Below are 12,236 nucleotides of genomic sequence, written 5' to 3'. Positions count from 1 at the left end.
CGGCTCCCGGCGACCACGCCCCCGGAGCGATCGCCCGTCCTACACTGGGAGGACGAGAAGCTCCTCCCGGCGCGGTCTGCGCGCTCCGATCCGAAGAAGTGGTTCCCTCCTGTGACTGATTCCGTCGCGTCCCGCGCCGCCGAGACCGCTCTGCTCGCCCGCATCCCCACGCAGCTGCTGATCGGCGGTGAGTGGGTGGACGCCTCCGGCGGCGGCTCGATCGACGTCGAGGACCCGGCCACCGGAGCGGTCCTGGTCTCGATCGCCGACGCGACTCCGGAGGACGGGGTCCGGGCGCTCGACGCCGCCGTCGCCGCCGGTCCGTCGTGGGCCGCGACGGCGCCGCGGAAGCGGGGCGAGATCCTCCGGCGGGCGTTCGACCTCCTGCAGGAGCGCACCGAGGAGTTCGCGCTCCTGATGGCGCTCGAGATGGGCAAGCCGGTCGCGGAGGCGAGGGGCGAGGTCGTGTACGGCGGCGAGTTCCTCCGCTGGTTCAGCGAGGAGGCGGTGCGCATCAGCGGACGCTACGGCGTCTCGCCCGAGGGCAGTGGCCGGATGATCGTCTCGCAGCACCCGGTGGGCCCCTGCTACCTGATCACCCCCTGGAACTTCCCGCTCGCGATGGCGACGCGGAAGATCGCTCCGGCGCTGGCGGCGGGCTGCACCGTCGTCGTGAAGCCGGCCGAGCTCACTCCGCTCACCACGCTCGCCTTCGCGGCGCTGCTCGCCGAGGCGGGGCTCCCCGACGGCGTGCTCAACGTGGTCACCACGTCCTCGGCGGGAGCCGTGTCGGCTCCGATCCTGTCGGATCCCCGCCTGCGGAAGGTGTCCTTCACCGGCTCCACTCCCGTCGGGCGCACGCTGCTGCAGCAGGCCTCCGAGAACGTGCTGCGGACCTCGATGGAGCTGGGCGGCAACGCGCCCTTCGTCGTGTTCGAGGACGCCGACCTCGACCGGGCGGTCGAGGGCGCGATGCTCGCGAAGTTCCGCAACATCGGCCAGGCCTGCACGGCCGCCAACCGCTTCTTCGTGCACGAGTCGATCGCCGAGGAGTTCGCGGCGCGGATCGTGGAGCGCGTGCGCGCTCTGCGCGTCGGCCGCGGCACCGAGGACGGAGTGACCATCGGCCCGCTGATCGACGAGCGCGCGGTCGAGAAGGCGTCCGCGCTGGTGGAGGACGCAATCTCCCGCGGCGCGCGCCTGCTCACCGGCGGCGATCGGATCGAGGGGGCCGGCCACTTCTACCGGCCGACCGTGCTCGCGGGGGTCGACCGGGAGAGCGAGATCCTGCGCACCGAGATCTTCGGCCCGGTCCTCGCGATCGTGCCGTTCACCGACGAGGACGACGCCGTCGCGCTCGCCAACGACACCGAGTACGGACTGGTGTCCTACGTCTTCACGCGCGATCTCGCCCGCGGTCAGCGGATGATCGAGCGGCTCGCCACCGGGATGATGGGCCTCAACGTCGGCGTGGTGTCGAACGCGGCGGCGCCCTTCGGCGGGGTGAAGCAGTCGGGCCTCGGCCGCGAGGGCGGACTCGAGGGGATCCACGAGTACCTCAGCACCAAGTACACGCTCACCCCCGACCCCTTCGCCTGATCCGGTGGAGCGGATCGAGGTCACCGCGCTCGACGACCCGCGGCTGCGCGACTACGCGCACGCGACCGACGTCGCGCTGAAGAACGCCCGCGGCCCGCACGGCCTGTACATCGCGGAGTCGGCGCTCGTGCTCGAGCGCGCGATCGCCGCCGGGCACCGGCCGCGCTCGGTGCTCGCCCTCGGCGGTTCGGCCGGCGAGGCCGAGCGCCTGGTCGGCCGCTTCGACGTGCCCGTCTTCACGGGCCCGGGTGAGCTCCTGGCCGAGCTCACCGGGTACACCCTGCACCGCGGCCTGATCGCGGCGATGGACCGGCCCGTGCTGCCCGACCCGGCCGGCCTGCTCGCGGGAGCGCGCCGCGTCGTCGTGCTCGAGGACGTGGTCGACCCGACCAACGTCGGCGCGATCTTCCGCTCCGTCGGGGCCATCGGAGCCGATGCCGTGCTGGTGACGCCGCGCTGCTCCGATCCGTACTACCGTCGCGCCATCCGCGTGAGCATGGGAACGGTCCTCCAGGTGCCCTGGACGCGCGTCGGCGACTGGCCGTCGACGCAGCGGCTCCTGCGCGGAGCGGGCTTCACGATCGCGGCGATGGCTCTGACCCCGGAGGCGGTGCCCCTGCGGGACTTCGCCGCCCGCGCTCCGGAGCGCGTCGCCCTCGTGCTCGGCACCGAGGGGCAGGGTCTCACCGCCGAAGCGCTCGCCGCCGCCGATGTCGCCGTCCAGATCCCGATGCGGCACGGGATCGACTCGCTCAACGTCGCTGCGGCGTCGGCGGTCGCGATGTGGGCGCTCGCCGAGCCCTCCTGAGAGGTGCGCCTGTGCCCCGTTGGGGGTGCCACTGAGACCTGAGAGCGCGCCCAGCGCTCGCCGGAAGCATCGACTGCGCTACCGTGGCCGCACTCCTGCCCGCAGCCGTCACGAACGAGGTCGTCCATGCTCCTGCGCACGACGCTCCGCCCGCCCGTCGCGCTGCTCGTCGGAGTCGCGCTCGCACTGAGCCTCACCGCCTGCTCCGGTCCCGCCGCGGAGGTGCCGGACGGGACCGTCCGCGACTCCGGCTCCGTCGCGACCGCCGCCCCGGCGCCCACCGGCACAGCCGATCCCGAGAGCGGCGCGCGCATGACCCGCCTGATCAGCGACTGCCTCGCCCGCTACGGCCTGAGCGACCGGCCGCCGCTCGCGAGCCCGCTCGCGGAGGAGGAGGTCCGCCTGGCGGCGCAGCGCGCCCGGGACGCGTACGACGCCACCCTGACCGACTGCTCGGCGCAGGCGCTCGCGTCCGGGGAGCCGAGCAGTGATCCGACGGGGGAGCCCGGCAGCGAGCCGACCGACGAGCCCGACGCCGACTCCACCCCCGCTCCGGCGGGCTGACCGTGCGACTCGAGGGGACGTCCGCGCTGATCGCGGGGGGAGCATCCGGACTGGGAGCCGCGACGGCGACGGCGCTCGACGCCGCAGGAGCGCACGTGGTCGTGCTCGACCTGCCGCACGCGGTGGAGGCCGCGCGTCTGCCCGCCTCCGTGCAGCTGATCGCCGGGGACGTCCTCGATCCGGACGCCGTCTCGCGCGCCGTGGAGGCGGCGGGGGAGCTGCGCGTCGCCGTGAGCTGTGCGGGCGTGGCCACACCCGGGCGGCTGCTCGGACGCGACGGGCCACTGCCGCTCGAGCAGTTCGACCGGGTGCTGCGGATCAACACGACCGGGACGCTCAACGTGCTGCGCCTCGCCGCGGCGTCGATCGCCGAGCGGGAGCCGGTCGACGGGGAGCGGGGAGTCCTGGTCACGACCGCCTCCGTCGCCGCCTTCGAGGGGCAGATCGGACAGGCGGCCTACGCCGCGTCGAAGGGAGCCGTGGCGGCGATGACCCTGCCGCTCGCGCGCGAGCTCGCGGCCCGGCTCGTGCGCGTGGTGTCGATCGCACCGGGCACGTTCGACACGCCCCTGCTCGCCGGGCTGCCGGACAGGGCCCGCGAGGCGCTCGGCTCGGCGACGCCGCATCCTGCTCGCCTCGGACGCCCCGAGGAGTTCGCGGCCCTGGTGCGGCACATCGTCGAGAACCCCATGATCAACGGCGAGACCATCCGGCTCGACGGGGCTCTGCGGCTGCCGCCGCGCTGAGGGACGAGCGGGCGCAGGCTGCCGGTCGAGACGTGCGGGCGTCTCGACACGCCGCTGCGCGGCTGGTCGACCGGCATGAGGCAGCGGCGGTCGCGAGACGCCGCTGCGGCGTCCGTCAGACGAGCAGCTGGTGCTTGGCGAGGTCCCGGTAGAGCGGCGTCGACTCGACGAGCTCGGAGTGGGTGCCGACTCCCACGACCTCGCCCTTCTGCAGCACGACGATGCGGTCGGAGTCGACCACGGTCGACAGGCGGTGCGCGATCACCAGCAGGGTCCGGTTCTCGGCGACCGCGTCGATCGCCAGGCGCAAGCGCTGCTCGTTGAGTCCGTCGAGGCTCGACGTGGACTCGTCCAGCAGCAGGATCGGCGGGGCCGCCAGGAGCGCGCGGCCGATCGCGAGGCGCTGACGCTCACCGCCCGAGAGCATCACTCCGCTCTCGCCCACCGGCGAGTGCAGGCCGAGCGGGTTGCGCTCGAGCACGTCGGTCAGGTTCACCGCCTCGAGCACCCGGAGGCAGTCGGCGTCGTCGGCGTCGGGGCGGCCGAGGACGAGGTTCTCGCGGATGGTGCCGGCCAGGACCGGGGCGTCCTGCTCGACGTAGCCGATCTGCGCGCGGAGCGCGTCGCGGTCGATGGCCGTGATGTCGACACCGCCGAGTCGGACGACGCCGGCCTCCGGGTCGTAGAACCGCTCGATGAGGGCGAGGATCGTGCTCTTGCCCGCTCCCGACGGCCCGACCAGGGCGGTGCGCTTGCCGCGCGGCACGGTGAAGGAGACGCCGCGCAGGACAGTGCGGTCGCGCTCGTCCGCCACGGCCGCCGCGTCGGGCACGGCGCCCTCCTCGTAGGAGAACACCACGTCCTCGAAGGAGATGGCCTCCTCCGCCACGCCGGCGCCGAGGCCGCCCGCGGAGGCGTCGCCGTCGCCCTCGATCGGCAGGTCGATGATCTCCTGGATGCGGCCGAGGGCGCCCAGCGCCGAGTTCACCGAGGTGATGGCGCCGATGAAGTTGCCGAGCGGCATCACCATCATGAAGAGGAAGAGGATGAACGAGACCAGCTGGGCGATGTCGATCGCGCCGGACGCGACGCGGTAGCCGCCGACGCCGAGGACGGCGAGGAAGGCGACCTGCATGGCGATCCCGGCCACCGGCACCACGAGGGCCGAGACGTGTGCGACGCGGATCCCGAGGCGGTACGCCTCCGTCGCGTGCTGGTCGACGACCGCGATCTCGCGGTCGGTGGCTCCGGCGGCACGGATCGTCCGGACGGCACTGATGGCGCGCTCGACTGCCGCGGCCAGATCGCCGACCTTCTCCTGGGCCTTGCGGCTGGCGGTGCGGATGCCGCGGCCGAGGGCCAGCGCGAGCCCGAGGGCCACCGCCACCACCGCCACGATGATCAGCAGCAGCACCCAGTCGATGACGGCCATCGCGATGATCGCGCCGACGAAGACGAGGGAGCCCGCGATCGAGTCGACGAGCCCCTGGGTCAGCACGGCGCGCAGGAGCGTGGAGTCGGAGCCGACGCGCGAGACGAGGTCGCCGGTGCGGCGGGCGTCGAACTCCCGGATGGGGAGGCGCAGCAGCCGCGCGACGATGCGGCGGCGGCTCGAGAGCACGATCCCCTCGCCGGTGCGCTGGAGCAGGTAGTGCGCGAAGCCCGAGATGAGCCCGGAGGCCACGACCAGGCCGACGAGGGCCCACACGAGCGGGCCGAGATCGAGACCGGACTGGACCCGGGTGATGACCTGGCCGACGAGCAGGGGCTGGCCGAGGCTCGCCGCCGCTCCGAACAGGCTGAGGACCACGACGACCGAGAGGATGCCGCGGTGCTCGAGCAGGTAGGGCACGAGCTGCGAGAAGGAGGCGCGGGGTCCGTCGTCGCGGGAGGGTCGTCGTCCGCCGCGCCGGGAGGTGGTGGTGCTCATCGCCGTCCATTCTGCCCCGTCGTCGCTGCGAGCAGGCCGCCAGAGGGCGGGCCCGGTGCTCAGGGAGGCAGCGGAGACGCGGACGGCCCGCCGGGGGATCCCGACGGGCCGTCCTCCGCAGGGAGTCCTACGAGACGTTGTCGTGGTACGACGCGTTCTTCGTCTCCTTGGAGAGCAGGAGCGCGATCAGCGTCAGCACGGCCGCGGCGCTGAGGTAGAGGCCGACCAGCACGGTGCTGCCGCCCGCCGCCCTCCAGAGCGCGACCGCGATGATCGGCGCGAGGGCCGCTCCGAGGATCGACGCGAGGTTGTACGCCATCGCCGAGCCGGTGTAGCGGACGTTGGTCGGGAACAGCTCGGGGAGGACGGCGCCCATCGGGCCGAAGGTCAGGCCCATCAGCGTGAAGCCGAGGATCAGGACCGCCATGACGCCCGCGAAGCCGGCGCTGAACAGGGGCACGAAGAGCAGGCCGAACACGAGGATCGCCGCGGTCACCACGAGCAGCGTCCGCCGGCGGCCGAAGCGCTCCGCGAGCGGGCCGGAGACGAGCGTGAAGATCCCGAAGAACACGACGCCGACGATCAGCATGACGAGGAAGTCGTTGCGCGTGTAGCCGAGGCCCGGGACCGCGCCGTCGACGGGCGAGGTGCCGTAGGTCAGCGTGAACGTGGTCATGAGGTAGAAGAGCACGTAGGTCGCCAGCATGATGAAGGTGCCCAGGATGAGCGGGCGCCAGCTGGTGACGAAGACGCGGGCGAGGGGCAGCTTGGCGACCTCGCCCTTCTCGACGACCTTCTGGAACGCGGGCGTCTCGACGAGCTTGAACCGCACGTAGAGCCCGATGATCACGAGCACGGCGCTCGCCAGGAACGGCACGCGCCAGCCCCAGGCCGCGAACGTCTCGTCGCTCATCGTGCTCGCGAGCACCAGGAACAGGACGTTGGCGACGATGAAGCCGATCGGTGCGCCCAGCTGCGGGAAGGTGCCGTAGATGGCGCGCTTGCCGGCCGGTGCGTTCTCGGTCGCGAGCAGCGCGGCTCCGGACCACTCGCCGCCGAGGCCGAGGCCCTGGCAGAAGCGCATCACCACGAGCAGGAACGGAGCGAGGAACTCCCAGCCGGGCGTGAGCGCGGTGGGCAGGCAGCCGATCAGGAAGGTCGCGACGCCCATGGTGAGCAGTGAGGCGACGAGGGTGCCCTTGCGGCCGACGCGGTCGCCGAAGTGGCCGAAGATGATCGACCCGATCGGGCGCGCGATGAACGCGACGCCGAAGACGGCGAAGGAGGCGAGGAGGGCCGTGGCCGGGTCCTCGTTGACGAAGAAGAGCGACGGGAAGACCAGGACGGCGGCGGTCGCGTAGGCGTAGAAGTCGTAGAACTCGATCGAGGTGCCGATGAGGCTGGCGAGGATGACGCGGCCGCGGGAGTTCTGCGGGGCGGCTGCTGGCGCGTCGGAGACGGCGGGAGAAGACATGAGGGAGGGGCTCCGTGTGGACGGCGACTCCCCCCGAGCCGGCGGGGCGGGGCGTCGATCGGGCGTCGCGGACCGCTGGGGCGAGGGGGAGGAGAGAGGGGTCGCTCGTGACGACCCGACCACTTTACTCCGTGTTCTCCCAGGTTCGTGTGCGGGCGGCCCCAGGACGGGGGCCGCCCGCAGTGGTTCAGCTGCGCAGCGAGCGGAGGAGCAGAGCGGTCGAGACCGCCGCCTCGGCCGCCTCGCGCCCCTTGTCCTCCTTCGAGCCGGGAAGGCCCGCGCGATCGATGCCCTGCTGCTCGGTGTCGAGGGTGAGCACGCCGAAGCCGACCGGCTTGCCCGTCAGGATCGAGACGGTGGTGAGCCCGGAGGTGGCGGCGTCCGAGACGTACTCGAAGTGCGGGGTGCCGCCGCGGATGATCACGCCGAGGGCGACGACCGCGTCGGCCCCCGCCTCCAGGGCCGCCTTCGAGGCGACGGGCAGCTCGAACGAGCCGGGCACGCGCACGAGCGACCAGGATGCTCCGGCCTCGTCGAGGGCTCGGCTCGCTCCGGCGATCAGGCCGTCGCTGATCTGCTCGTGCCAGGTGCCCGCGATGACGACGACGCGCAGTCCCGCGCCGTCGAGAGGGGAGGTGGTGGGGGCGCCGCTACCGGCCATTGCTACTCCTTCGTGGTGGCGCCGGCGATCCCGGCGTCGAGGGCGAGGCCGGAGATCCCGGCGTCGAGGGGGTCGTGGTCGAGGACGCTGTCGAGGGTGTGGCCCATGCGGTCGCGCTTGGTCTCGAGGTAGCCCTCGTTGAAGGCGCCGACCCCGACGACGAGCGGCACGCGCTCGGCGACGACGATGCCGCGGTCGGTGAGCTGGCGGACCTTCTCGGGGTTGTTGGTGAGCAGGCGCACCTCGGTGAGGCCGAGGTCCTCGAGGATCCCGACCGCCGCTCCGTAGTCCCGCGCGTCGGCGGGGAGCCCGAGGGCGAGGTTCGCGTCGAGGGTGTCGAGTCCGTCCTCCTGCAGGCGGTAAGCGCGCAGCTTGTTGATCAGGCCGATGCCCCGGCCCTCGTGCCCGCGGAGGTAGACGACGACGCCGCCGTCCCGCTGGATCGTGTCGAGGGCGGCGTCGAGCTGGGGTCCGCACTCGCACTTCAGCGAGCCGAACGCCTCGCCGGTCAGGCACTCGGAGTGCACGCGCACCAGTGCGGGCCGCCCCGCGGCGACCTCTCCCGCGAGGATCGCGACGTGATCCGCTCCGGTCTGCCGGTCGCGGTAGGCGCGGATGCGGAACGGGCCGTGGGTGGTCGGCACCGTGGTCTCGACCTCGAAGCTCACCCGCGCGCTCTCCGGGACCGCGACCGTGACGGGCACCTCCGCGTCGCAGTGGAACTCCTGCAGGTACGCGATGAGGGCCGCGACCGTGGTCACCGGCACGCCCTCGCGCTCGCCGAGAGCGATCAGTCCGGGCAGCCGCATCATCTCGCCGTCCTCGGCGACGATCTCGGAGATCGCGCCCACGGGGTACAGGCCGGCGAGCTTCATCAGGTCGACCGCCGCCTCCGTGTGCCCGTCGCGCTCGCGCACGCCGCCGTCGACGGCGCGCAGCGGCAGGATGTGGCCGGGGCGGTTCAGGCGGGACGGGGTCGCCTCGGGGTCGGCCAGCACGCGGAGGGTGTGCGCGCGGTCGGAGGCGCTGATGCCGGTGGAGAGCCGGTCGGCCGCGTCGACGGACAGCGTGTAGGCGGTGCCGCGCGGGTCCTCGTTCTCGACCACCATCAGCGGCAGGGCGAGGCGGTCGGCGATCTCGTTGGTCATCGGCGCGCAGATGAACCCGGAGGAGTGGCGGACCATCCAGGCGATCGTCTCCTGGCTGGCGAGCTGGGCCGAGACGATGACGTCGCCCTCGTTCTCGCGGCCCTCGTCGTCCGCGACGATGATCGGGCGCCCGGCGCGCAGCGCCTCGACGGCCTCGGGGATGGTGGCGAGGCTCATGAGCGGGCCTCCGCGATCGAGCGCAGCGCGAGCATCCGCTCGACGTGGCGGGCCAGGACGTCGGTCTCGATGTTGACCTGATCGCCGATCGCGCGCGCGCCCAGCGTGGTGACGGCGAGCGTCTCGGGGATCAGCGAGACCTCGAACCACTGCTCCGGCTCGGCGGCGGGGCTGATCGCCGAGACGGTCAGCGAGACGCCGTCCACCGCGATCGAGCCCTTGTCGACGACGAGCGGAGCGATGCCGGTCGGCAGCGAGAACCGCAGCACCCGCCACGCCTCGCCCGGTGCGATGGCGAGCAGCGTCGCCGTGCCGTCGATGTGGCCCTGGACGATGTGGCCGCCGAGCCGGTCGCCGACCAGCGCGGCGCGCTCGAGGTTCACGGGGTCGCCGACGCCCACGGTGTCGAGGGTCGACATCCGCAGGGTCTGCGCCATGACGTCGGCGGTGAAGCCCTGGTCGGTGTGCTCGACCACGGTGAGGCAGACGCCCGAGACCGCGATCGAGTCGCCGTGCCGCACGCCCTCGACGGCGAGGGGCCCGCGGATGCTGAGGCGGATCGCGTCGGCGCCCGCCTCGACGGCGGTCACGACGCCCTTCTCCTCGATGATTCCGGTGAACATCAGTGGGTCTCCATCTGCAGGGCGTGGGGGAGGCGGGCCGGGGTGCCGGCACCGCCCGCGGGGAGGACGTCGGGGCGCGCGGTCACGAGGAGGTCGTCGCCGAGGATCTCGACCGAGCGGAGGGAGAGGCGCCGGGCCCCGCCGATGCTCTCCACGCCGAGGTCGCCGAGCGCGAGGCGGGGGCCGCCGAGGAGCGCGGGCGCGAGGAACACGAGGTACTCGTCGACCAGTCCGGCGGCGACGAGCGCGGAGGCGAGGGTCGGTCCGGCCTCGACGTAGACGCTGCGGATCTCGGCGGAGTAGAGGTGCGCGAGGACCGCGGCGAGGTCGCGGGTGCGCTCGACCACGACGGCGCGGGGGTGCTCGTGCAGGCGGGCGCCCGGCGGCACGGGGCGCGTGCCGACGACGACGGGCACCGGCTGGTGGGCGAGGAGCTCGCCTCCGTCGCCGCGGGCGGTGAGCGCGGGATCGTCGGCGAGGACGGTCCCGGTGCCGACGAGGATCGCGTCGTGCGCGGCACGCTGCTCGTGCACGCGCTGCCGGGCCGCCGCTCCGGTGATCCAGCGGCTGCTGCCGTCCGCCGCCGCGGTGCGGCCGTCGAGGGTCGAGGCCCACTTGAGTGTGACGAAGGGGCGGTGCAGGCGGGTCGCGGTGAGCCACGGGTGGAGGAACTGCTCTCCCTCCTCGGCGAGCACGCCCTCGATCACCTCGACGCCGGCCTCGCGGAGGGTGCGACCGCCGCCGGCCGAGCGCTCGCCCGGGTCCGGCACGGCGTAGACGACGCGGGAGACGCCCGCCTCGATCAGGGCGCGGCTGCAGGGACCCGTGCGCCCGGTGTGGTCGCACGGCTCGAGCGAGACGACGGCCGTCGCGCCCTCGGCGGCGCCCGCCGCGACGTGCGACAGGGCGTCGACCTCGGCGTGCGCGGTGCCGGCTCCGTGGTGCCAGCCCTCGCCGAGGACGGTGCCGTCGGGCGCGAGGATCACGCAGCCCACGCGCGGGTTGGGTCCGCGGGCGGGCCCGCGCTCGGCGAGCGCCAGCGCCCGGCGCATCGCGTGCTCGTAGTCGATCGTCATTCCCGGTTCTTCCGTTCGTCGCCGAACTCCGGGGTCTCGATCGACGGTGCGCGGGCACCGTCGCTCAGCATCGCGCGGTGATGCGCGACGCTCGTGCTGCCTCTCCTCCGGACTTTCACCGTCGGTCCTGGAGTTCCACCAGGTCAACCGCCGCCCCTCTCGAGGGGCTGCGGCTCGCGGACTGTGACCGCCGGTTCGGAATTCCCACCGACCCCGGAGCACGTGCTGTCCGGTCAGCCTACCCACCCGCCGCCCGGCGGGAGCCTCCGCGCGTCACACTCCCGGCGCACGGTCGGCTCCGTGCGTCCCGGAGCCCGTCGGCGCTGCGGTCGCCCGTCGTCTCCGCACGGTGGACGGCCGCGCTGCGTCCCCTCCGTCGATCACTCTTCGTTTGCCGTAGATGTCGGTTGCATCCCAAATTGGATAGTCCGATCGTTCGACTCCGGTTGGCGTATACCGGCCGGGCTGGTCAGACACGGAATGTCCTCCACCGGAGACGGAGATTTTCGCCGCTCAATGGCGCGACGAGAATCTCCGTCGATCGAGGCTCCGAGGTCAGCTCTCCCGCTCCTCCGCGCGCATGCGCCTCCTAGCGCGTCGAGCTACCTCCACGGTAAAAGCAGTGAGGACCAGTCCCGTTCCAGGCCCGACGAAGGGCGTGAGAACGGCGCGTGCATCGGTGAACCAAAACAGAAGCAATAGAACCGCTGTACCGCCGAACAGCAGAAGCGCCAATCCTCCAAGGATGGGATTGCGCAATTCTCGGCGCATCGCCCGACTGAGATCGTGATCAGAGGCCATTGAATCTCCTTCGCTGTTCTTCGCGCGCTCTAACAGCGCTGGATGACCGGGTGCAGAGAGCCACCTATAGTGAGGTAGCGTGCGCCGAGGCACTGGCCAGAGTTGTTCGCTTGAACTGCGGCGACGTGGAATACGGCGCCGTAAGCGCCGCACACCGCTCCGAGGGGGGCGAATGCGGCCGTCATTGATCCGCACAGTAATCCTGCCGCTGCTGCGGTAGATTGCGACGCGGTTTTCGTCTCGGTTCTGTTGATCATGATTGTACAGAATGCGATGTCACAGGCGAGGCTGGGGTCGGCGACCACGGGATAGGATGCGCCCGTGTGATGCACTCTCTGCACCAGCGTGCCGCCGTCGATCGAGAAACTGGTCCTGACAGGAGCGCCGGTGGAATCTGAGGCCCAGGCCGGATTTATGAAGTTGACGGTCCGTCCGTGTGAATCCTTCACCGTAACCGAGTGGTCGATGAACTCAAGGATGGCGGGTTCTCCATCCACGGTCACGTCGAATCTGTAATCAGATGGGGCTGCCTGGTCCTTGATGAGAGCAAAGCCCGCATTGAGAACATGGCCTGCCCCTGTGAACGCGTAATCGTAGGAGTCGCTCATGTTGTAGACGAGCGCGCCTGA

General features: G+C 72.2%; 11 protein-coding genes and 1 riboswitch. Of the genes, 4 read left to right on the top strand and 7 right to left on the bottom strand.

Annotated features, from left to right (window positions below; all coding sequences use genetic code 11):
- Positions 1-111 precede the first annotated feature (111 nt).
- The 4 genes from C5C82_RS10285 to C5C82_RS10270 all read left to right on the top strand — a co-directional run bounded on the left by C5C82_RS10285 (position 112) and on the right by C5C82_RS10270 (position 3,717).
- The gene (locus C5C82_RS10285; protein WP_104327797.1) at positions 112-1,599 is read left to right on the top strand and encodes an NAD-dependent succinate-semialdehyde dehydrogenase; all 1,488 of its coding nucleotides are present in this window, start codon (positions 112-114) and stop codon (positions 1,597-1,599) included.
- A gap of 4 nt (positions 1,600-1,603) precedes the next feature.
- Entirely contained in the window at positions 1,604-2,407 is an 804-nt protein-coding gene (locus C5C82_RS10280) for an RNA methyltransferase (RefSeq protein ID WP_104352914.1), read from the top strand.
- Positions 2,408-2,533: 126 nt separating this feature from the next.
- Positions 2,534-2,971 carry a hypothetical protein gene (locus C5C82_RS10275; RefSeq protein WP_104352915.1) on the top strand — a complete coding sequence of 146 codons (438 nt, stop codon included), beginning with the start codon at positions 2,534-2,536 and terminating at the stop codon, positions 2,969-2,971.
- A 2-nt stretch (positions 2,972-2,973) separates the two neighbouring features.
- The gene (locus C5C82_RS10270) at positions 2,974-3,717 is read left to right on the top strand and encodes an SDR family NAD(P)-dependent oxidoreductase (protein WP_104352916.1); all 744 of its coding nucleotides are present in this window, start codon (positions 2,974-2,976) and stop codon (positions 3,715-3,717) included.
- Positions 3,718-3,832: 115 nt separating this feature from the next.
- On the opposite strand, the gene C5C82_RS10265 is transcribed toward C5C82_RS10270, so the two are convergent.
- The 7 genes from C5C82_RS10265 to C5C82_RS17300 form a co-directional block, all read right to left on the bottom strand.
- Positions 3,833-5,647 carry an ABC transporter ATP-binding protein gene (locus tag C5C82_RS10265; protein ID WP_104355023.1) on the bottom strand — a complete coding sequence of 605 codons (1,815 nt, stop codon included), beginning with the start codon at positions 5,645-5,647 and terminating at the stop codon, positions 3,833-3,835.
- Between the two features lie 127 nt (positions 5,648-5,774).
- Positions 5,775-7,121 (bottom strand): MFS transporter, encoded by a 1,347-nt coding sequence (locus C5C82_RS10260; protein WP_104222221.1) that lies wholly within the window; start codon positions 7,119-7,121, stop codon positions 5,775-5,777.
- Positions 7,122-7,308: 187 nt separating this feature from the next.
- Complete coding sequence (ribH, locus tag C5C82_RS10255) at positions 7,309-7,782, bottom strand: 6,7-dimethyl-8-ribityllumazine synthase (protein ID WP_104250609.1); 474 nt, start codon at positions 7,780-7,782, stop codon at positions 7,309-7,311.
- A 2-nt stretch (positions 7,783-7,784) separates the two neighbouring features.
- The gene (gene ribA, locus C5C82_RS10250; RefSeq protein ID WP_104222225.1) at positions 7,785-9,107 is read right to left on the bottom strand and encodes a GTP cyclohydrolase II; all 1,323 of its coding nucleotides are present in this window, start codon (positions 9,105-9,107) and stop codon (positions 7,785-7,787) included.
- A complete protein-coding gene (locus C5C82_RS10245; RefSeq protein WP_104233719.1) occupies positions 9,104-9,730 on the bottom strand; it encodes a riboflavin synthase in 627 nt (208 codons plus the stop codon). Before C5C82_RS10245 ends, ribA begins: the two co-directional genes overlap by 4 nt.
- A complete protein-coding gene (ribD, locus tag C5C82_RS10240; RefSeq protein WP_258062884.1) occupies positions 9,730-10,806 on the bottom strand; it encodes a bifunctional diaminohydroxyphosphoribosylaminopyrimidine deaminase/5-amino-6-(5-phosphoribosylamino)uracil reductase RibD in 1,077 nt (358 codons plus the stop codon). The genes C5C82_RS10245 and ribD overlap by 1 nt, the downstream gene beginning before the upstream one ends.
- Positions 10,807-10,897: 91 nt before the next feature.
- A riboswitch (FMN riboswitch) is annotated at positions 10,898-11,030 on the bottom strand.
- A gap of 606 nt (positions 11,031-11,636) precedes the next feature.
- Positions 11,637-12,215 (bottom strand): hypothetical protein, encoded by a 579-nt coding sequence (locus C5C82_RS17300; RefSeq protein ID WP_146085975.1) that lies wholly within the window; start codon positions 12,213-12,215, stop codon positions 11,637-11,639.
- Positions 12,216-12,236: the final 21 nt, after the last annotated feature.

It is taken from the genome of Rathayibacter sp. AY1D5 (genome assembly GCF_002932515.1).
Lineage (GTDB): Bacteria > Actinomycetota > Actinomycetes > Actinomycetales > Microbacteriaceae > Rathayibacter.
The sequence above is the reverse complement of the archived record's forward strand: the minus strand, read 5'-3'. Positions and strand labels throughout refer to the sequence as shown.